This window comes from Natronorubrum sediminis (genome assembly GCF_900108095.1).
Classification (GTDB): domain Archaea; phylum Halobacteriota; class Halobacteria; order Halobacteriales; family Natrialbaceae; genus Natronorubrum; species Natronorubrum sediminis.
Genome location: NZ_FNWL01000001.1, coordinates 119,785 through 140,638, shown reverse-complemented (window position 1 = coordinate 140,638; position 20,854 = coordinate 119,785). Strand labels below are relative to the sequence as shown.

Annotated in this window: 23 protein-coding genes; 13 read left to right on the top strand and 10 right to left on the bottom strand. The window is 59.7% G+C overall.

Features of this window, described 5'->3' with window-relative positions; all coding sequences use genetic code 11:
- Window positions 1-127: 127 nt before the first annotated feature.
- The 7 genes from BLW62_RS00685 to BLW62_RS00655 all read left to right on the top strand — a co-directional run bounded on the left by BLW62_RS00685 (window position 128) and on the right by BLW62_RS00655 (window position 7,227).
- Window positions 128-2,236, top strand: a complete 2,109-nt coding sequence (locus BLW62_RS00685) for a hypothetical protein (RefSeq protein WP_175459648.1) — start codon at window positions 128-130, stop codon at window positions 2,234-2,236.
- 390 nt (window positions 2,237-2,626) lie between these two features.
- Window positions 2,627-3,445: a transcriptional regulator TbsP gene (tbsP, locus tag BLW62_RS00680; RefSeq protein ID WP_090503579.1), complete on the top strand. Its 819-nt coding sequence runs from the start codon at window positions 2,627-2,629 to the stop codon at window positions 3,443-3,445.
- Window positions 3,446-3,800: 355 nt separating this feature from the next.
- The gene (locus BLW62_RS00675) at window positions 3,801-4,505 is read left to right on the top strand and encodes an RNase P subunit p30 family protein (protein WP_090503573.1); all 705 of its coding nucleotides are present in this window, start codon (window positions 3,801-3,803) and stop codon (window positions 4,503-4,505) included.
- Entirely contained in the window at window positions 4,489-5,130 is a 642-nt protein-coding gene (locus BLW62_RS00670) for a class I SAM-dependent methyltransferase (RefSeq protein WP_090503568.1), read from the top strand. The genes BLW62_RS00675 and BLW62_RS00670 overlap by 17 nt, the downstream gene beginning before the upstream one ends.
- Window positions 5,127-5,612 (top strand): Rpp14/Pop5 family protein, encoded by a 486-nt coding sequence (locus BLW62_RS00665; RefSeq protein WP_090503563.1) that lies wholly within the window; start codon window positions 5,127-5,129, stop codon window positions 5,610-5,612. The genes BLW62_RS00670 and BLW62_RS00665 overlap by 4 nt, the downstream gene beginning before the upstream one ends.
- 4 nt (window positions 5,613-5,616) lie before the next feature.
- On the top strand, window positions 5,617-6,375 hold the full coding sequence (gene psmA / locus BLW62_RS00660) for an archaeal proteasome endopeptidase complex subunit alpha (RefSeq protein ID WP_076577986.1): 759 nt from the start codon (window positions 5,617-5,619) through the stop codon (window positions 6,373-6,375).
- Window positions 6,376-6,501: 126 nt separating this feature from the next.
- The gene (locus BLW62_RS00655; RefSeq protein ID WP_090503559.1) at window positions 6,502-7,227 is read left to right on the top strand and encodes a ribosome assembly factor SBDS; all 726 of its coding nucleotides are present in this window, start codon (window positions 6,502-6,504) and stop codon (window positions 7,225-7,227) included.
- Between the two features lie 70 nt (window positions 7,228-7,297).
- On the opposite strand, the gene BLW62_RS00650 is transcribed toward BLW62_RS00655, so the two are convergent.
- A complete protein-coding gene (locus BLW62_RS00650) occupies window positions 7,298-7,612 on the bottom strand; it encodes an FUN14 domain-containing protein (protein ID WP_245726640.1) in 315 nt (104 codons plus the stop codon).
- Window positions 7,613-7,955: 343 nt separating this feature from the next.
- Here BLW62_RS00650 and hflX point away from each other — a divergent pair, with 343 nt between their 5' ends.
- From hflX to BLW62_RS00635, 3 genes are all read left to right on the top strand, one after another.
- Complete coding sequence (hflX, locus tag BLW62_RS00645) at window positions 7,956-9,257, top strand: GTPase HflX (protein ID WP_090506367.1); 1,302 nt, start codon at window positions 7,956-7,958, stop codon at window positions 9,255-9,257.
- 90 nt (window positions 9,258-9,347) lie between these two features.
- On the top strand, window positions 9,348-10,508 hold the full coding sequence (locus BLW62_RS00640; RefSeq protein WP_090503550.1) for a thiolase family protein: 1,161 nt from the start codon (window positions 9,348-9,350) through the stop codon (window positions 10,506-10,508).
- Entirely contained in the window at window positions 10,505-10,864 is a 360-nt protein-coding gene (locus BLW62_RS00635; RefSeq protein ID WP_090503546.1) for a nucleic acid-binding protein, read from the top strand. The genes BLW62_RS00640 and BLW62_RS00635 overlap by 4 nt, the downstream gene beginning before the upstream one ends.
- Here the strand turns inward: BLW62_RS00635 and BLW62_RS00630 are convergent.
- Entirely contained in the window at window positions 10,861-11,709 is an 849-nt protein-coding gene (locus BLW62_RS00630; RefSeq protein ID WP_090503540.1) for a DUF7547 family protein, read from the bottom strand. The two genes, BLW62_RS00635 and BLW62_RS00630, sit on opposite strands and share 4 nt — an antisense overlap.
- A gap of 152 nt (window positions 11,710-11,861) precedes the next feature.
- On the opposite strand from BLW62_RS00630, the gene BLW62_RS00625 reads away from it, so the two are divergent.
- The 3 genes from BLW62_RS00625 to BLW62_RS00615 all read left to right on the top strand — a co-directional run bounded on the left by BLW62_RS00625 (window position 11,862) and on the right by BLW62_RS00615 (window position 13,890).
- Entirely contained in the window at window positions 11,862-12,524 is a 663-nt protein-coding gene (locus BLW62_RS00625) for a DUF7504 family protein (RefSeq protein ID WP_090503535.1), read from the top strand.
- A 127-nt stretch (window positions 12,525-12,651) separates the two neighbouring features.
- Window positions 12,652-13,404 carry a ribonuclease H-like domain-containing protein gene (locus BLW62_RS00620; protein ID WP_090506366.1) on the top strand — a complete coding sequence of 251 codons (753 nt, stop codon included), beginning with the start codon at window positions 12,652-12,654 and terminating at the stop codon, window positions 13,402-13,404.
- Window positions 13,405-13,476: 72 nt separating this feature from the next.
- The gene (locus BLW62_RS00615; RefSeq protein ID WP_090503531.1) at window positions 13,477-13,890 is read left to right on the top strand and encodes an acyl-CoA thioesterase; all 414 of its coding nucleotides are present in this window, start codon (window positions 13,477-13,479) and stop codon (window positions 13,888-13,890) included.
- Window positions 13,891-13,922: 32 nt separating this feature from the next.
- Here the strand turns inward: BLW62_RS00615 and BLW62_RS00610 are convergent, their stop codons facing one another.
- The 8 genes from BLW62_RS00610 to BLW62_RS00575 form a co-directional block, all read right to left on the bottom strand.
- Window positions 13,923-14,216: a DdfA family disk-determining factor gene (locus tag BLW62_RS00610; protein WP_090503526.1), complete on the bottom strand. Its 294-nt coding sequence runs from the start codon at window positions 14,214-14,216 to the stop codon at window positions 13,923-13,925.
- A gap of 352 nt (window positions 14,217-14,568) precedes the next feature.
- Entirely contained in the window at window positions 14,569-16,404 is a 1,836-nt protein-coding gene (locus tag BLW62_RS00605) for an acetyl-CoA carboxylase biotin carboxylase subunit (protein ID WP_090503523.1), read from the bottom strand.
- Window positions 16,405-16,724: 320 nt separating this feature from the next.
- Window positions 16,725-17,558, bottom strand: coding sequence for a carbon-nitrogen family hydrolase (locus BLW62_RS00600; RefSeq protein ID WP_090503519.1), 834 nt, complete (start codon window positions 17,556-17,558; stop codon window positions 16,725-16,727).
- A gap of 121 nt (window positions 17,559-17,679) precedes the next feature.
- Window positions 17,680-18,126, bottom strand: a complete 447-nt coding sequence (locus BLW62_RS00595) for an SRPBCC family protein (protein ID WP_090503515.1) — start codon at window positions 18,124-18,126, stop codon at window positions 17,680-17,682.
- A gap of 89 nt (window positions 18,127-18,215) precedes the next feature.
- Window positions 18,216-18,440, bottom strand: a complete 225-nt coding sequence (locus tag BLW62_RS00590; protein WP_076577961.1) for a DUF7123 family protein — start codon at window positions 18,438-18,440, stop codon at window positions 18,216-18,218.
- Between the two features lie 92 nt (window positions 18,441-18,532).
- Complete coding sequence (locus BLW62_RS00585) at window positions 18,533-18,721, bottom strand: DUF7525 family protein (protein WP_076577959.1); 189 nt, start codon at window positions 18,719-18,721, stop codon at window positions 18,533-18,535.
- 127 nt (window positions 18,722-18,848) lie between these two features.
- Entirely contained in the window at window positions 18,849-19,217 is a 369-nt protein-coding gene (locus BLW62_RS00580; RefSeq protein WP_090503512.1) for a DUF8022 family protein, read from the bottom strand.
- Window positions 19,218-19,219: 2 nt separating this feature from the next.
- Entirely contained in the window at window positions 19,220-20,764 is a 1,545-nt protein-coding gene (locus tag BLW62_RS00575) for an acyl-CoA carboxylase subunit beta (protein ID WP_090503507.1), read from the bottom strand.
- Between the last annotated feature and the right edge of the window lie 90 nt (window positions 20,765-20,854).

Here is a 20,854-nt window from a genome sequence, read left to right as displayed (position 1 = left end):
GAAAGAGACGTGGTCGGGTATTAACCGCTCAAATTGCTCATCTCCGACGTTTCACGATCGTAATGGCAGATATTGTCGTGACACACCCGATACAACTAACTTCGCAGAGAAACATTCAGCGAACCGAATGATAGAGTGGGCGATGGGCGATAATACGCTCCGTGTGACGGACGCCGACAACACCGAACTGTCGGTACACGGTGAGACGCTCGTCGTCGACGGCCCAGGTCCGGACATCCCGCGCCCCGTCGACGAGACGGTCGTCGTTACGACGGACGAACTGCGATTCCCCCACGCCGTTACCTACGCGTGTTCACTCAGCACAACAGCACAACACGAACTCGATCCGGACGGCACCCCACTGTCGCTCGTCCCCGACGAGTACGTCGTCGATATCGACGCCGAGATCAAAACGTACCTCCGATTCTCCGGCAGTGCGACAATTTCGAAAGCCGGTGGCTACGAAGAAACCGTCGTTACCTTTCCCGAACGGACCCGCGTCATCGTTGGCTTTCGGAGTCGGCACGAACTTCCGACGGAGACGATTACCGTCCCCGACTCGCCGACCGAACTTGCAACTGCAATTTCCCATCTCGCTACAGCACACAAAACCGACAGCCCGGATCGCACGTACCCGACACTTCGGGGCCACCCACCGCTCCTCGAGCGCGGCGACCACCTCGAGATTCCCGACACCGTCCGCGAGAAGCGTATCGACACCGGTATCGAACTCCTCGTTCCAGCCGACTACGAGACGCTCTACGTGATCGCACCCCTCGCCTACTATCTTCAGGCGACGATCGTCCCGTTCGATGCCCGCGGAATCGAATCGAACGAACCGACGCTTCGTTCGACCAACGGGCCGATCGAAACGCAACTCTCATCGATGCCCAAACTCGAGCGAGACGTCGAACAGTTGCTCCGTAAGACGTTTTTCCTCGATTGTCTCGTCCGGAACGTCGGGCCCCACGGTACCGACTTGGCCGAACTCAACGTCCTCGACGCGCTCGGAGTCGATGCACAGCGACTCTACACTGCGCCGCCACGAGAACGACTCGCCGCGTACCTCGACGTTCCCTACGGTGCAATCGAACACCGACTCCCGGATTGGCACCTCTCGACGTACGTCGCCCCGGCGTACGATACTGTCGAGGCCCTCCCGTTCCTCCTCGATCGAATGAGCATGATATACATGCCACAGACCTCCAAACTCGAGGGGAAGGAACTCGTCGAACGATCACTCGAGGACTTTTACCGCGCCGGTCGTTCTCTCGAAAACGCGGACACCAGGGGTGCAATGAACGGAGCCGTCGCGTCCGTCGATATCGTCAAACCCGACCTCAAAACAGGTCGCGTTCACGGGTGGCTCGCCGACGGTGTCCCAATCGACGTCTTCAACACGACACCGGAGGCCTACCACAATCGACTCGAGTACATCGAAGGCCCGAGTTCGACGACGTCGATCTGTATCGTGTTGAACGATCCCGAGATGGCCTGCGAACACGATGACGTCGCCAATATCTACCGGCAACGATCGTCGGAGCTCTCGATGGACGTCACCGTCCTCGAATCGCTTACGTCGAGCGAACTCGCCCGTGTGTTCGAAGCCGACCACGACTTCGTCCACTACATCGGCCACTGTGAAACCGATGGACTTCGCTGTACAGACGGCTCCTTCTCGACTTCGAACGTGGACGAATCAAACGCACAAACCTTCTTCCTCAACGCGTGTGGCTCCTACTACGAAGGGGTCGATCTGATCGAAAACGGTAGCGTGGCCGGTGCAGTAACGTTTCAAGAAGTTCTGAACGAACACGCGGTCAAAGTGGGCTCGATGTTCGCCAAACTGCTCGTCCACGGATTCAGTTTCGAACGCGCGCTTCGCCTCGCCAGAAGACGCATCATGATGGGCAAAGACTACGCCGTCGTCGGCGACGGAACCCACTCGCTTGTCCACGGTGAAAACCAACTTCCGATTACGATCACTCTTGAGGAACTCGACGGTGAACCTTCGAGGTACTTCGTGACGTTCGATTGTTACTCGACACGAGCGACGGGGTCGTACTACTACCCCCACACCGAAGAAAACGAGTTTGCATACCTCAGTGGGACACAGTCGAACATGACGCTCACCTCGAGTGAGGTTGCAACGGTCCTCAAGGAAACAGATGCGTCGGTAATTTACGACGGCGACGTCTACTGGTCGAACGATATCTGGTCGCACTTTGTCCAGTAAGCAGTTCAGGGACCACCGTACGTACTGACACGCTTTGCACCCACTAGCGGGAACCGACGTGCATCAGCCGTCGACCCACAACGATACAACGTACGACCAATCGACGAACACTGTTCGTAGCTAGCACCCATACGAGTCAACAGTACTACGGTAGCATATATAATTATTGTCCACAATACAATAATGGTTACAATACTGAAGAAAGGACTGTCACACGAAGCGTCCTATCCAGACAATTGGTTAACAAGTATCGGGCTTCTACCCGGATTTGGTCGGGAAATTGACGATACCTGAGACAAAACTTACCGGTGTCCCGACGCGATTGGATGTTCTGGTGGTCAAACGGCCACCAAAATTAAGTAACATCCGTTCGTTTACTTCTGTATAGTCATGGCCTCGAATTTACTCAACCACCAGATTGACGATATCCTCGAATCTGTTCTCGAGGATGCATCTGGGGACGTATACATGGTTAATCCGTCCGCTGATGCGATCGAAGAGTTCGTTTCCGTCGCGACCGCATTCGACGGCGAGTTGCCGTCGGTTCACATGCTCGCAGATGAGCGAACACTCAAAGATGTGATGGATGACTTTATCATCGCCTCGAACGCTGCCGACCTCATCAGCGAGGACGCACTCGCACTTCGCACGCTCGAGCAAGCACCCGAGAACTCGCTTTTGAGCACCGACGAACGCGTCATCGCGATCGTCCACGCCGGCGACCGCGTCGGTGGCCTCGTCACCGACGAAGAGAGTTTCGTCGCCGACACGTACGACACGTACGCCGGCCGCTGGGAGGACGCCACCCAGTTCAACCTCCGGACGCCACCGATCACGGACGTCCAGGAGACTCTCGCCGACGAGATCAGTCCCGAAGCCGAGGAAGATTTCACGGCGATCCTCAACTCGCTCGAGACCGCTCGCGGAGACGGCGACGGTCTCGACGAAGTGACCATTTCGCTGCTCGTCGCAGCGAAGAACGAAGCGCTGCTGTACGACATCAGCAAGTGGGGCGAAGACGTCGGCATCGCGTCCAAAGCAACGTTCAGCCGAACCAAGACCAAACTCGAGGACATGGGTCTCATCGACACCGAGAAGGTTCCGATCGACGTCGGTCGCCCACGACTGCGTCTAACGATCGGCGACGACCGACTCCGCGAGGCGGACAACGGCCAGCTCGCGACGGTCGCACAGTCGATTCTCAACTAGAACCGAACTTTTGCGCTGCGGTCTATCGCGGCCGCAAACTGTTGCGGCCGCGATGTCCCTCGGCAAAATTTCGATGAAAAGCACTTCTCCTTCCGTTCGTTCGTCCTTTTAGTCCTCACTCACATCAGTCGTCGGCCCGCTCGCTCACTGACTCACGGCCTCCGGCCGTTCGTCTTTCCGCGGCGCGTAGCGCCGTTCTTACGTTCGCTCGCGGTGAGCGTCGGGTGTCAGCCTGCCCTTCCCCGGGTCGCACGCCCTCACAGTCGTTCGGGCGTGCTCCCGGCCGTTCGACTCTGCGACAATTTCCTCAGTACATGGCGCAAACCCCAAGTCGCCGCCGTGAGACGACTCGAGTATGTACGAGGCCGTCCACGCCCACCCTGACGGAGAGACCACGGTCGCCAGACTCGCCAAGACGGCGGCCGACTACGGCTTCGAGGGCGTGGTCGTACGCAATCACCACGATTCTCGTGGAGAGTACGACGCCGAGCAAATCCGCGAGGCGTACGACGTCGACGTCGTGACGGGCCTCGAGATACGAGCCGACTCTCCCGAACAGGCCGGAGGGTCGGTCGGAAATTACCGAACGGAACAGACGATTCTCGCGGTTCACGGCGGTTCGAACGCGATGAATCGATTCGCAGTCGAGACCGACAAGGTCGACGTTCTCGCGCATCCGATGGCCGGCGGCGGTGACGTCAATCACGTGGTCGTGAAAGCCGCCGTCGAGAACGGCGTTCGCCTCGAATTCGACCTCTCGGGGGTGCTCCGACGAAGCGGCGGCAGACGAGTGCGAGCGATTCAGTCGCTGCAAAAGCTCGAGGAACTCGTCGACTACTACGACGCACCGTACGTCGTCAGTGGTGATCCGCGATCACACCTCGAGATGCGCGCCCCGCGCGAACTCGCTGCGCTGGGCGAGGAGTTGGGCTTCTCGAGTGAGTTTATCGAAGCGGGGCTCGCCGAGTGGGGCCACCTTGCCGAACGAAACCGAGCGATTCGCTCCGAGTCGTTCATTGAGCCGGGGGTCGAACGGGGGAGATATGACGAAGAGTCCTGAGGAACACGCCGCAAGGTTCGACGAAAAGGCGGCGAGTTACGACGAGTCGAAATCACCCGAGTATCGGGCGTGTGCGGACCTCGTGGTCGAACACGCGAATCCGAGTAACGACGATATCGTTCTCGATCTGGGCACTGGAACCGGCGCGATTGCCCTTTCGCTCGCGGCCGACGCAAAACGCATCGTCGGTCGGGACATCAGCGACGAAATGATGAACGAGGCGAGAGCCAAGGCCGATGAGCGCGGACTCGAGAACGTCTCGTTCGGCCACGGGACCTTCCGCGAGCCGAATTACGACGACGAGGTCGACATACTCACCTCGAATTACGCCCTTCATCACCTCTCGGATGGAGAAAAACGCGAGGCGATTGCGGTGATTGCCGACCTCGAGCCCCGGAAATTCGTCCTCGGTGACGTGATGTTCTTCGGGGAACCGGATCCAGACGAGCCGTACTACTCGCCGGAGGTCGACGACCCCGCGACCGTCGGCGTCCTCGCGGACGCATTCACCGACGCCGGCTTCTCGCTCACCGCAGTCGAACAGGTCCACGAACAGGTGGGCGTCTTGGTTGCGGAACGGGCGACGACCCGAGTGGGCGACACTGACGCTCTCGATTCCGCATGAAGCACCTGCCAAAACACCTCCAGCCCCACTGGCGCTATCTCGCGCTCGAACTCGAGAGTTGGCCCGACGCCACGATCGATCGACGAGCGTTCCAGCGCGAGTGTTGGTACGCGGCCCAGAATTTACTGGGCGATCCGGGGAGCGCTCGAGCCGATATGACGGTCGTGAGGTTCGAATTTGGCGATGGAACCGGTACAGCGATCGTTCGGGTCCGCCGCGGTGAGACGGAACCGGGGCGGGCAGCGGTCGCCTGTATCGACGGTATAGACGGCTCTCCGGTCGGAATTCGGGTCTGTGGTATCAGTGGCACGATCCGTGCCGCTGAAGAAAACTATTTAGGTCGACGCGGGCAAGATTCCGAAGAGAGAAACGTCGTGTTCGGGAACGAGGAGCGAGTCGCCGTTGTGCGCGATGGATCTACAGACGTGCGACTCGATGAGACGTTCACGGGTGCGACAGACCTCGATTACGATTTAGCGTGATACTATGCAGGGACAACAACAACAGCAGGCGTACGACCGAGGCATCACGATCTTCTCGCCCGACGGCCGACTATACCAGGTCGAGTACGCTCGCGAGGCGGTCAAGCGAGGAACAGCAAGCATCGGCGTCCGAACGAGTGACGGCGTCGTACTGGCCGTCGACAAACGAGTTCCCTCTCCGCTGCTCGAGGACTCGAGCGTCGAGAAAATCCACAAGGCTGACAACCACGTCGGCATCGCCAGCGCCGGCCACGTCGCCGACGCTCGCCAGCTCATCGACTTCGCGCGCCGACAGACGCAGGTCAACCAGCTACGCTACGGCGAGCCAATCGGCGTGGAGACGCTGACGAAGGAAGTCACCGACCACATCCAACAGTACACTCAGGTCGGCGGTGCCCGTCCGTTCGGCGTCGCCCTGATCGTCGGCGGGATCGACAACGGCGAGCCGCGCCTGTTCGAAACCGACCCATCCGGAACGCCTTACGAGTGGAAGGCCCTCGCCGTCGGTGCAGACCGCGGCGACTTACAGGAGTACCTCGAGGAGAACTACGACGAAGAAGCGGATCTCGATGGTGGCATCGGACTCGCACTCGACGCACTCGCCTCGGTCAACGAGGGCTCGCTCTTGCCGAACGAGGTCGGCCTCGCGACGGTCGACGTCGAAACGGAGTCCTTCGAGCAGTTCGACTACGACAAGATCGAATCTCACCTCGAGGAAAACGACCTCCTCGACGACGGTGAGGACGACGAAGACGCAGAGTAATCGAGACGATCCGACGGGCACGGACGTCGCTTGCAGTTTCGAGTCTCGTTTTTCGCGGGTTCGTGCGTCTGTCTCCGCCGAGTGATCAGGAAAAGCTCTTTTACCCGTCCGACGGAACTCACAGGTATGATATCACTCGACGAGGCGGTGACGGCGCAACTCGAGTCACACGGGGCGCGCTTCGAAGTGTTAGTCGATCCTGACGCGGCACTCGAGATCAAACGGGGCGAGTTCGACGACGACCTCGAGGACGTGATCGCTGCAGAGGACGTGTTCGAAAACGCCTCGCGGGGAGACCGACCTGCTGAGGACGATCTCGAGACGGTCTTCGAGACGACCGACCCGCTCGAGATCATTCCAGAAGTGATCAAGCAGGGTGAGATCCAGATCACGGCCGAACAGCGTCGGGAGATGCAAGAACAAAAGCGCAAGCAACTGATCAACACGATCGCACGAAACGCGATCAACCCCCAGATGGACAATGCGCCCCATCCCCCAGAACGAATCGAGAACGCCCTCGAGGAAGCCGGCTTCACCGTCGATCCGATGGAACCGGTCGAACAGCAAGTCGACGAGGCCCTGGATGCGTTACGTCCCGTCATCCCGATTCGCTTCGAAGAGGTGACCATCGCCGTCCAGATTCCCGCGGAGTACGCCGGGAGCGCACAGGCGAAGGTTCGTTCCTTCGGCGATCTCGAGCGCGAAGAGTGGCAACCCGACGGCTCGTGGATCGGTGCTATCACGTTCCCAGCGGGCATGCAAAACGACTTCTACGACGTCGTCAACGAACACTCGAGTGGCGAAGCAGAAACCGAACTCGTCAAGGACAAAGACGACCTCCAGACGCGGTGAAGTTCCTCGAACTCGTTGTGGGTGCCTCACGCCCGCAACGAGACGTGACTCTCGGCGAGTGGCCTCTACGCTACCCTCGGTGGAACCCGATTAAAAACCCGCTCGTGAATCCGGCCCCAACCGAGAGCATCGAGAGGGCGGACTCGAGCCAGTGAATTTCCGATTGCGCGCGTTCTTGGGTTTCGACGAGACCCGCTGAGAGACGGTTCCAGTCGACGGTGACGATCTCCTGGGACTCGAGATATCGAAACGCCATCAACTGAACGCCGATAATAATGGCGACGAGCGTGGCAACCTGCTTCGTCGCAAATCCGAGAACCGCACCGATAATCGCACCTCCGGCAAACTCCAGGCCGAGCGTCGACGGATCGATATCTACAACCACGGTTTCACATACGTGCCAATGACAATTACTGTTGTGGTTAAAACCGACGCCGTCCCCCATTTCTGACGACAGATGGAACGCGGATTTCACCGATTGGACGACTCGTGAGTGTGACTTGAGCATGGGATTCAAGACGCTCGGACACGTATTCACACGTATGGTCAGCATTCGTCCAACGGAGGTGTTCGCCCGGCATCGTTTCGAGTGACGACCAGCGGATGTCTCGATCGATACGTCGAGACGAATGGTGGGGTACCGAAGGATTGTCGTCGTCCGGAGAGCCCCACGTCTCGCGAACGGACGGACACGAGTCCGAATCGACTACGACACATTCGAGGTTTGTATGAAGGCTATTATCGCGAAACGCGTCGATTCCGGCGTCGCGGATACGAGCGAAATTCGGGACCTTGCAGCCGCAGCAGGGTACACTGTCATTGGCGAAGTCACCCAATCGCGACGGGCTGATCCCGCGTTGCAACTGGGTGAGGGGAAAGCCGAAACGCTCGCCGAGCTCGTCGATGAAACCGAGGCGACGACAGTTATCTTCGACAATCGACTTGGCCCCTATCAGACGTACAATCTGGGACAACTCTTCGATGCGGGAGTCGAGGTCATCGACCGATTCACGCTCATCCTCGAGATTTTCGGCCAACGAGCCCAGACGCGCAAGGCACAGCTTCAGGTCGAACTCGCGGAACTCCGATACGAACTCCCTCGAGCCGAGGCGAAAACCAGCCTCGCCAAGCGGGACGAACACCCCGGATTCATGGGTCTGGGAGAGTACGACGAGAGCCGCGAACAGGACATCAAAGACCAGATCAGCCGGATCAACGACGAACTCAAGCAGATCGAACAGACCGAGCAGCATCGGCGAGAACGCCGACGCGACTCCGGGTTCGATCTGGTCGCTCTCGCCGGCTACACGAACGCCGGCAAATCGACCCTCTTGCGCCGACTCGCGGACGACCTCACCGTCGAAGAAAACGAGGGGCTTCACCCGGACCTCGAGGCGACGGCCGAGTCTCAGGATAACCTGTTCACCACGCTAGGGACGACGACCCGACGTGCAGCGATCGAACCGCGGGATGTCCTTGTGACCGACACGGTTGGGTTCATCAGCGACCTGCCCCACTGGCTGGTCGAATCGTTCAAGTCGACGCTGGACTCGGTCTACCGTGCCGACCTGGTCTTACTCGTCGTCGACGTTAGCGAAGACGTCGACGAGATTCACGAGAAACTCGTCACCAGTCACGACACGCTCTACGAACGCAACGAGGCACCGATCGTCACGGTGTTAAACAAGATCGACAAAGTCGACGAGGACGAACTCGCCGAAAAGCGCGAGGCGCTCTCGTCGCTCGCCCCGAATCCGGTTGCCGTCAGCGGGAAGACGGGAGCGAACGTCGACGCCCTCCTCGAGCGAATCGACGACGAATTGCCGGAGTGGCGTGAAGAGCGCCTGTTGCTCCCCATGACGGACGAGACGATGAGCGTCGTGTCGTGGATTCACGATAACGGCCACGTCGACGACGTGACGTACGGTGACGAAGACGTCGTCATTACATTCGAAGCGAGACCCGCGATGATCGAGCAGGCGCGATCACGTGCGAGTGAGTTGGGGACGACGACGGCTGAATCGGTGTAGTCTCCCGGCAGCCGTCCGCTGAAGCTCTCGCGACGACGAGCACTGTCGGGATCCCCACCTTATAAATCGTTGACCGATGACCAGTAGCGTATGGAACGTGTTGCAATTATCGGTGCCTCGATGACGCAGTTCGGCCAACGCGAGGGGGAGTGGATCATGGACCTCCTCGCGGAAGCCGGTGAGGAGTGTCTCGAGGATTCGGGTGTCGACGCCTCGGCGGTCGACCACCTGTACGTCTCGAACATGGCGAGTGGGGAATTCGAAGGACAGACCGGCGTTCCGAACGCGCTGGCACACGACCTCGATGCGATGCCGGCATATACACAACGTGTCGATCAGACGAGTTCCAGCGGCGGTGCAGGTATCTACGCTGCTTGGCAGTCCGTCGCAAGCGGCGCGAGCGAGATGACGCTGCTCGTCGGCGGCGAGAAGATGACCCATCGGACGACTGGCGAAGCAACCGACGTCATCGCCTCGCTCACTCACCCAGTCGAGTACAAACATGGCGTTACGCTCCCCTCGTTTGCAGGGCTCACGGCGCGACACTACCTCGAGCGCTTCGACGCCCCGCGTGAGAGTCTCGGAAAGGTTGCAGCCAAGAACCATCGAAACGGCGTCGACAACCCACACGCGCAGTTCCAGAAGGAAGTCGACCTCGAGACGATCCTCGAGTCGCCGGTCGTCGCCGATCCGCTTCGATTGTACGACTTCTGTCCGATTACGGATGGCTCGGCGGCGCTGATGTGCTGTCCCGAATCCGTCGCCCAGGAGTATACCGATACCTACGCCGTCATTTCAGGCATCGACGGCGCGACGGACACTCACGTCGTCCACGAACGCGAGGATCCGACCGTGATGGGCGGCGTCGTCGAGAGCGGCAACGGAGCCTACGAGATGAGCGGCCTCGAACCGGACGATATCGACGTCGCAGAACTCCACGACATGTTCACCATTCTCGAGTTCCTTCAGATGGAGGGACTTGGCTTCGCCGAGCACGGCGAGGCGTGGAAACTCGTCGAGGAGGGATACACCGAGCGAGAGACGGGCGAGTTGCCGGTCAACACCTCCGGCGGTCTCAAATCGAAGGGCCATCCACTGGGTGCAAGCGGGGTCGCACAAGGGGTCGAAATCTACGAACAATTGGTCGGTGAGGCAGGACCACGACAGGTCGACGCCGAGGCCGGACTCTGTTGTAACGTCGGTGGCTTTGGCAACTGTGTGATCACGACGATCATGGAGGCAGCACAATGACGATGGAAGCCTACGAGTACGACGACGGCACGATTCGCTACCCCGGCCATCCTCGAGGGCCGGGTGGGACCGAACCGGTCGACACGATCGATCTCAGCGAGTACACTGCAGAAGTGATCACGTGGACGACGAGTACGGCAACGCCACCGGGCGTCCGCGAGCCGAATCATCTCGCAATCGTCGAGTTCGACGTCGAGGGAGAATCCGTTCGAGCGATCGGTCAGGTGACGACCGGCGATATCGAAACTGACGACGAGGTAAAGCCGGTGTACGTCGAGGAACTGCGCGACCCCGATGCTGGCATTCGCGAGCCAGAAAGTCAGGAGTGGGACGGGTATCGGTTCGAACCGGTCTAACGTTCCTCGCCGTTATCGCCTCCCGCTCCCGGAGAATCGTCACGAGTCGGGTCCGACTCGTTGTCACCGTTCGTCTCATCTGTTTCGTCTGTTTCGTCCGTTTCGTCCGCTTCGCCTGTATCGTCAGTCTCACCGGCCGCACTCGAGTGATTCTCGTGGATACCAACACCGGAACCCACGCCCGGCTTGGAATCGGCGTCCGGATCCTCCTCTCCGTAACGATCTTTCAGCGTCTCGAGTTCGGCGTCGACGTCGACGTGTGACTGTGGATCGGCCCGAGTGTCGCTTTCGTCACCGATATCGGGCGAGTCGACGGTTCCGTCTTCGATGTCGATGCGAATCGGTTCCGAGCCCTCCGTGGATCGGTCGACATCGTCGCCGAGACGCTGCAACCTCCCGTCGAGATCGTCGCGCAGCGCTCGAGCCTCGGAGAGCAAGTCGGTGACTCGGTCGTCCTCCACGGCGTCTTCGTCGGCCGTCGCTCGCTGGAGTTGCGTCAGAATGGTATCGAGTTGTGACAGCGTCGTTCGTCTGAGCGCATTCGCGCGATCGCTCGCGGCGTCGGTCGCGGTCGACGTTCGGTCTCGAACGTCTCGTTCAGTACGAGCGAGTTTGAGCGTCCGCTGAAACCCCTCGAGCGCGCGAACGCTCGTCTCGAGGGCAACGATCGCTGCCGGGATCGCAACTTCGTCCGTAAACCGAAGGAGTTCTCGGGGGGTCGGCGGCCGCGGGCGCGATCGCAGTCGAGGGCCGTCGGTGTTCGCCTCGAGTTCCGTTCGAAGGTCATCGATCGTTCGTGTGAGTTCACGAACGGCATCGATCAGTTCGTCGTTGGAGTCGCTCATACGACTCCTACGGGTGCCTCAATGAAAAGTTCGGCCGGTAGCCGGTGGACTCGAAAGTAGTCCGTCGAACTCACGACTGGAGGTGAAACAGAACGATACGATCAATACGAGACAGAAAACTTATCAGTATATCGCAAGCTCTGTATGACGGAATGGATGGTGAACCAATCGATGGTGTGTCATCGGAGGCGAGTTTCGGACAGACGCTCGCGAAACTCAAACGAAACGGTAGCAATATTCTGATCGTCGGCACGGATGCGTCCGAACTTCACACGACCCTCTGTCGTCGATTGTGTGGCGGCGTCGATGCACCCTCGCGATATCGACTCTCCATTACCGATTCAGATTCGACGACGCAGCCGTGTACTCGCTCGAGTATCGACGCGCCAGCTCACACCCGTACGATCGACGTGACAGCGGCCACACCGTCGACACGGGTAGCTGGCGACACCTCCGACCAGACATCGCTCAAAACGCTCGGTATCGAGAGTAACGACGCGATCGAGGAACTCGAAGAGCGTGCGGACGGGTTCGAACCCGCCTCGCTTCGCGTCTGTCTCGATTGCCTCCAGCGGTTATTCGAAGCACAGCCACGAGACGACGTGTTTCAGTTCCTCCACCTGCTCACCGCTCGAGTCGATTACTACAACGGGATGGGCCACTATCACCTCCCACTCGAGCGCACCGACGAACTGGTTCGTCTCCTCGAGCCACTGTTCGACGTGCTCGTCGAAATCCGCTCTCGGCGCGGAACGGACGAACATCGCTGGCAATTTCAAGACGAAGGAACGACGACCGAGTGGCTAGCCTTTTGAGCCGTCAAACGCTCACACGAGAATCCAGTCTCTCCGGTCGATACCGCCAGTCTCTCGAGACGGTCGAGATAACGGTCCCCGGCGTCGATCCAATCAATTTTAGTTTGCGCGGCGCTCTGAAATGGGTGTGCGAATCGAGAACAGTTTCATTCCCGTCCGCGGGGTTGGGGAAACCACCGAACGTCGTCTCTGGGAGCACGGGATCACCCACTGGGACGAGTTCGATGGACGTGTCGTTGGCGAGACGCTCGCCGACCGTATCTCTTCATTTATCGACGACGGTCGTCGCCACCTCGAGCGCGGTGACGTTTCGGTATTCGCCGACGCTATGCCGGCAGCTAGCCGCTGGCGCTGTTACGAAAACGTTCGCGAGGAAACGTGTTTTCTGGACATCGAAACGACCGGACTCGACGCGAGTTGTAACGACGTAACGACCGTCAGCCTTCACCAAGGTGGCGAGACGAAGACGTTCGTTCAGGGCCGAGATTTGACGAGTCAGCGCCTCGAGGCTGAACTCGAGGAAGCGGCGCTGTTGGCGACGTTCAACGGTCAGCGCTTCGACGTGCCGTTTCTCGAGACCTGCTACGACATCGACGTCACGACGCCCCACGTCGACCTCATGTATCCCTGTAAGAGGCTCGGACTCGATGGCGGGTTGAAAGCGATCGAGCGGGAACTCGGGATCGACCGCGACATGCCAGACCTCACGGGCCGCGACGCCGTCCGCCTCTGGCACGAGTACGAACGCGGCGACGACGCCGCACTCGAGCGCCTCGTCGAGTACAACCGGGCTGATACGCGAAACATGAAGCCGCTGATGGAAATCGTCACGACGCAACTCCATCGATCCGTCTTCGAATCGGTCTGTGACTCAGAATAACTCGCGACGATCGATGACGAATACGGATGGGACACGTAGCTATACGGTGGCCGCGTTCGTTAGCTGGCATCGATGACCGACGATCCCGACGACTTGTACTCCTACGAAACCGACATCGACGTGCGTCTCCGTGACATCGATTTCATGGGCCACGTAAACAACGCAGTTTACGCCACGTTCCTCGAAGAAGCGAGAGAAGCGTACTTCGCCGACGTCATTGGCGTCTCACTGACTGACATTGGAACCGTCCTCGCAACGATGACAATCGATTACGTCAGGGCAATCGAAGCCGACGACAGGGTCACCGTCTCGATGGGCGTTACTGCCCTCGGTACCTCGAGCCTGACGATTGGATACGAGATCCGAGCCGATGGAGACACCGCCGCGACAGCAGAGACAGTTCAGGTCCTCGTCGATCGGGCGGCCGGCGAGTCGAAGCCACTCCCCGACGAATGGCGAACGCGAATCGACGCAACACGCGAGTGAGTCTCGACTCCAGGTCCACGCGCCAAACGAGCTTACTGATCGGTGCTCGATTGCTCGCGAACGTCGACATCCCCGTCGCTCGTTACTGTGACGTAATACCCACAGAAAGGGAACTCGACGCGCCCCGCCGCTCGAGGAGTTCCGTCCGTTCGTGGGGTGAAAATTGCATCGAGCGCCTCCGGATTGATGGCTTCGTACAACGCTTCGTACTCTGGAGGTTCGATATCCATCGGATCGACACCCTCTCGTTCGGCAACGGCGGCGATTACGTCGAAACTGATCGAGCGTGTCGCAGTGGTATCCGAGGCGTCAGCTGAGAGTAGCATTGGGCAGACTCTTACAGTCATCAGGGATAAATCCTCTGGCCTCAGCCAGCCCTTGTTGGACACTATTGTTCAGTACGACGCAGTTCTGTTCGACAGTGTATTTCTTCGACTCCAATAGTGGTGTAATAGTATGACACTCATCAGGTGAATCGTTCGTTTCGTTCGAATTGTTTTAGCGTCACGGACTACCGTCGAGAGGAAACGGTCCCAACTCGTCTACTCAAGCAGTCATTGACTCGTTTACGTAACCGGAGAATCGAGTGGCAGAAAGGATACGCCCAAAAAGACTGGTCGGCGGATCAAAACGTCCACCGTCGAACGCTCGAGGACGACTAGTCGGAATCGGCCTTCCTTATTCGAGGACGACGAGCGTATCGCCCATATCGACGCTCTGTTCTTCCTCGACGGCGATTTCGGTTACGGTGCCGCCCTTCGAGGCCACGATATCGTTTTCCATCTTCATCGCCTCGAGAACGACGAGCACGTCGCCAGCGGCGACTTCGTCTCCCGTTTCGACGGCGACGTCGAGAATCGTTCCCTGCATCTCTGCGTCGACGGTTTCACCGTCGCCCTCGAGATCACTACTATCGCTCGAGCCGCCTGCTGGCTGTGGCGGTTCGGTGTGGCCACCGTCGACGTCGACGTCGCCGGCCGGAATCGCCGGGGCACCGTGCTCTGCGAGTTCGACTTCGAATCGCTTGCCGTTGACCTCGACGGTGAACTCGCGTTCGACGGCCTCTTCGTCCTCACTCGAGCCATCGCCGACGTCTCCGCCCCACTGCTCTTGGGCCTCCTCGATTCGACTCTCCTCGAGTTCTTCGTCGAGGTACTTCGTCGTGTGCGTGCTCTCGACGAACTCCTCGTCGGTGAGCATGAGTCGGTGGAACGGGATGATCGTTGGAATGCCATCGATTTCGTACTCACCTAACGCGCGCAGTGAGCGGTCGATACACTCCTCGCGGTCTTCGCCCCAGACGATTAGCTTCGCGATCATCGAGTCGTAGTCCGTGACGAGGTCGTCGCCCTGTCGGAGGGCGTCGTCCATCCGGACGCCGACTCCACCCGGCGGATCGTACGTCTCCAACGTGCCCCCGGTCGCGGGAGCGAAGTCCTCGGCCGCGTTCTCCGCGTTGATCCGGAACTCGATCGCGTGACCGTCGATCTCGACCTCGTCTTGTTCGAAATCGATTTCTTCGCCGGCGGCGATTCGGATCTGACGTTTGACGATGTCGATGCCGGTGATTTCCTCGGTGACGGTGTGCTCGACTTGAATTCGCGTGTTGACCTCGAGGAAGTAGAAGTTTGCGTCGGGGCCAAGCGGTTCGTCGGGACTGCGTCCGGACGCTTCCTCGACGAGGAATTCGACGGTGCCGGCGTTGGTGTACTCCGCCGCAGAAACCCCGCGGCGAGCGGCCTCGCCGATCTTCTCGCGCAGTTCGTCGGAGAGTGCTGCGGAGGGGCCTTCTTCGATAACCTTCTGATGGCGGCGCTGGAGCGAACAGTCACGCTCGCCGAGGTGACGAACGTTGCCGTCGTGGTCGGCGACGATCTGGACTTCGATGTGGCGAGGGTTCTCGAGGTAGCGCTCGAGGTAGACTGAGTCGTTGTCGAAGTAGGCCTCACCCTCGCGCTGGGCGCTCTCGAGTTGGTCTTCGACTTCGCTCTCGTCCCAGACGACTTTCATCCCGCGTCCGCCACCGCCACCTTCGGCTTTGATCGCGATCGGATAGCCGTGTTCCTCGCCGAAGGCGGTGACCTCCTCGGGTTCGGTGACGGGATCCGTCGTTCCGGGGACGATCGGCACGTCTGCCTCGTTCATAATCGTCCGCGCTTTGGTCTTCTCACCGAGTGATTCCATTGCGTCACTCGCAGGACCGATCCAGGTAATACCATCGGCAGCTTCGACTTTGCTCGCGAATTCGGCGTTCTCCGCGAGGAAGCCGTAGCCGGGGTGGATCGCATCGGCATCGGCTCGCCGTGCGGCGTCGATAACCGCCTCGTGATCGAGGTACGAATCGGCCGCTCGAGCCGGACCGACGTTGTACGCTTCGTCGGCGAAGCGGACGTGTCCCGACTCCGAATCGGCGTCGGAGTAGATCGCGACGGTCCCGATATTCAACTCCTCACAGGCTCGCATCACTCGAACTGCGATTTCCCCGCGATTTGCTACGAGAACCTTCCTGAACATTCCTGTCAAAACCCACGCGAACCCACTACCTTACTTTTTCGCAACGGGCTGGCCGATGGTACTTTTCGCAATTTCTGCGAGATCGGCCGTCTGACGCGGATAGTCAACGACTCGACAGCAACGAAAGAGGAGTGGGGTCGAGGTGGGACGGAGACGAGACACGCTCGAGTCCCGGGATTCGAGCGTGTGTCGGGCCGGAGACGCGCTCTGCCGGTCGTGACGTGAAAAGCGCCTGTAACCGGCAGGTCGAACAATCGGGTCCCTGAAATAAAAATTCAGTGATCGACGTCGCCGTTCTGGAAGTGACGAACGCGGTACAGTTACAGTCGCCGGTCTTGAAGTGCGGGAAACTCCGATCGAACCTGCCCGACGTGCTCGAGGTCTAGATCCGCGACGATCAGAGCAGGCTCGTCACCACTCGAGGCCAGCGTCGTCCCCCACGGGTCGTAGACGGTCGACCGTCCGAGCAGGGTCGCGTCGGCGTCTTCGAAGTGGCCCGAGCCGTTGATCGCCGCGAGGAAGCATTGATTCTCGATCGCGCGAGCGCGTGAAAGCGTTTGCCAGTGCTCGAGGCGCGGATACGGCCACGCGCTCGGGACGAGCACTAATTCTGCGCCGGCATCGACGAGTCGTCGGTAGAGGGCCGGAAAGCGGAGATCGTAACAGGTCGTCGTTCCGATAGTGACCCCGCCAACGGTTGCCGTCTCGATGCGCTCACCCGGAACGAGTAGTTCGGATTCGGCCGACTCGTACCCAAAGAGGTGGTGTTTCCGGTAGATCAGTTGACGGTCACCGTTCGAATCGAACAGCACCGCCGTGTTTGCAAACCCCTCGTCTGCCGGCGTCTCGACGGTCGCCGTCGCCTCGAGGTCTTCGACGATACTCCCCGCAAGCACGGCGACGCCGTGTTCGGCCGCTGCCTCTCGAATGCGAGCGAGCGTCGTGCCGTCGATCGGTTCCGCGAGGTCCGAGTAGCTGTCGAACGCGAAGTACCCGACGTTGAACAGCTCCGGCAGTGCAACCAGGTCCGCGCCGCGCGAGGCCCCACGCGAGATGGCCTCGAGTGCGCGTTCGACGTTCGCGTCGACAGCGGTCGGTTCGACGTCGATCTGTGCGAGTGCGAGTGTAAACGGTGTGGTCGGAGTCGGTGTCATCGTGTGGTGTCAATTGTCGGTGTCATCGTGTGGTGTCAATTGTCGGTGTCGTCTGAATCCGATGGTGTCTGTCCTCGAGTGCCGTCATTCCCGTGTGTTGTCGATCCTCGAGTGAGCGTCGTCAGTCGCCCCCTGAGTTGGTCGCCCGGAGGTCGTCCGCGAGGGCGACACGCAAGTTCTCGAGTTCGTCGTCGAGATTTCGTTCGAAGAACGTCTCCACGCCAGGGAGTTTGCCATCGACGACGAACGAATTCTCTAGGCGGGTGCCGTCGGCTGTTTCGACGATTTCGTGCGTCCCGGTGACGTCCATCACCTTCGATCTGCCGACGAACTCGACATACGTCGGTGGGTCACGCGCCACGTCTTCGGTTTCGACGGTGATCGTTTTCCGAACGAACGGAATCGGTAATTCGACGTGCCAGGTTACTTCTTTGCCGGCAGGATCGTTCGCGGTGTACTCGTGGACGACACTGATCGCCTGTGCGCGATTCTCTGGGTCAGCAATGAATGCCCAGACACGTTCGGGTGGCGCCGAAACCTCGAACGATCGATCGACCCGTACTGTCATGGCCCTAACTCCGGGAGTCACTGGTAAAAAGACCGTGGACCGAACGTCACGTTACTCCACCGACACAACGACCCAGTTCCGGCCGGTGATTAACTAATCGTTACTCTCCACGTCGTCGAGCGAGCGCGACCCCACTTTTCGATGTCGACCTCGTCTGCCTTTTCGGCGAGGTGAGGGAGGCGGGAACCGACCTGCTTCGATGACAGCCCAATCGCTTCCGCGATATTCTTCGCCCGGAAGTACTGTTCACCTCGAGTCGCACTCTCCCGGAGGTACGAGAGGATTTCTTGCTCTTCGTTGGAGTAGTCGGTCATCGTCCGTAGGAGGGTTTAGGACATCGTCGCTCTTAACTTTTGTAGCCCGATTCGGAACGTACGCCGGTATTGAACGACGTCTCGCCTGGCGATTAGTCCCAGTAAAGGTGAATGCCAACGACTGCCAGCGCGCTAAAGAGCATCGCTGCGGCGAATCCCCAGGCTGCGGTCATGTCCGGGGCGCCGGTGAACATCAACAACGCACCAATCGCTGCAACTGCGCTGAGTGCAAATGCCAGTCCTACACCCATGTCCGTCGAAGATTCGGTTTGCGTGGCCATGTTCGGGGGTTGTGGACGGTGTCTCTTAAGCGCACTCATTGTGCGTCAGGTCCACAAGCACGCGGACACGTCTCGAGGAAGAGTATCCCGTGAAAATCGATCGCTCGAAACGCCAGTCGCCACTGCGTTAGAATCGATCCGTTCGGCCCGCCGCCGCCCACGGATCGGTTGGGCTTTCGCGTGGCACTCTAACCGTCCGCTGTTGTCGGTCGCGAATCCGGCCGGCGAACGACCAGCGCTTTCCATCCCACGTCTCCTCGCTCTCTGACGCTGCCGCGGCAATCGCGAGTGCGTGATCGTGTACGTGTGCGCCGATTGCCGCGACGATTGCGGCCGCTTCTTCGTCGCTCGCATCCGCTGGGATGTCGATATCGTACGCCGGTTGCGATGGGGTCTCGACGGTGGCACCATCGGTTTCGCCTGCTGTCGAGTGCGTGGCCGATTCGAGACCATCTTGTGGGCCGTCGAGTTCGACGTTCGACTGGTGTGTCGTCATGCTTACAGCGGAATGTTTCCGTGTTTCTTGTCCGGATTCGACTCGCGTTTCGTCTCGAGCATCTCGAGGTCGTCGATCAGGCGCGGACGTGTTTCGGTCGGCACGATGACGTCGTCGAGGAAGCCTTTGTCCGTCGCCGTGTACGGATTGGCGAACTCTTCGCGGTACTCTTCGATGAGTTCGTCTCTGAGTTCATCGGGGTTGTCGGACTCGGCGAGTTCCTTGCGGTAGAGGATGTTGACCGCGCCCTGTGGCCCCATGACGGCGATTTCGGCGGTCGGCCAGGCGTAGTTGACGTCGGCACCGAGGTTCTTCGACGCCATGACGCAGTAGGCACCGCCGTACGCCTTCCGGGTAATGACCGTCAGCAGTGGGACGGTTGCCTCCGCAAACGCGTAGAGCAGTTTCGCACCGTGGCGGATGATGCCCCGATGTTCCTGATCGGTTCCGGGCATGTAGCCGGGCACGTCGACGAACGTGACGATCGGAATGTTGAACGAGTCACAGAAGCGAACGAATCGCGAGCCCTTCATCGAGGCGTCGACGGTGAGCGTTCCGGCGTTCACTCGAGGCTGATTGGCGACGAGACCGACGGAACGGCCGTCGAGACGGCCGAATCCGACGACGAGTTCCTTCGCGAAGTTGTCCGCGACTTCGAAGAACGAGCCTTCGTCGACGACGCTGTCGATGACGTCGACCATGTCGTAGGGCTTCTGTGGGCTCGGCGGCACGATCGATTTGAGTTCCTCGTCTCGTCGGTCGGGGTCGTCCCACGGTTCGACGCGAGGCGGATCCTCGACGTTGTTCTGTGGCAGATACGAGAGCAACCGCTTGATATCGTCGAGGGCCTGCTCTTCGCTTTCACAGGCGAATTGGGCGACGCCGGTCTTCCCGGAGTGGGTCATCGCGCCGCCGAGTTCCTCGTGGGTGACCTCCTCACCGGTGACGGTCTGGGTGACGCCGGGCCCGGTGATGTACATGTGGCTCGTGTCTTTCACCATGAAGATGAAGTCGGTGATCGCCGGCGAGTAGACGGCACCGCCAGCACACGGACCCATCGTCGCAGAAATCTGGGGGATAACCCCGCTCGCTTCCTGATTTCGGCGGAAGATTTCGGTGTAGCCAGCGAGGCTCTTAACACCCTCTTGAATGCGGGCCCCGGCGGAGTCGTTGAGCCCGATAACGGGTGCGCCGACTTCCATCGCCATGTCCATGACCTTACAGACCTTCTCGGCGAACACCTCGCCGAGCGAGCCGCCGAAGACGGTGAAGTCGTGAGCGAAGACGAACACCGTCTGTCCGTTGACTTCGCCGTAACCCGTCACCACACCGTCGCCGGGAACTTTCTTCTCTTCCATCCCGAACTGACTGGTCTGATGGGTCCGAAGCTGATCGAACTCCGTAAACGTCCCCTCGTCGAGGAAGTAGTCGATCCGCTCGCGGGCGGTCATCTTGCCCTTGTCGTGTTGTTTCTCGATTCGGTCCTCTCCGCCACCCAGACGGGCTTCTTCGCGTAGCTCCTCGAGTTCCGCAATGCGATCTTCCATCGTCACGGTCGATGCACCCCTGCGTGGTTCATATATTCTCGTGCGAGAACCTACTGGAAAAGGATTCCGCAACTCCATCACAATTAATAA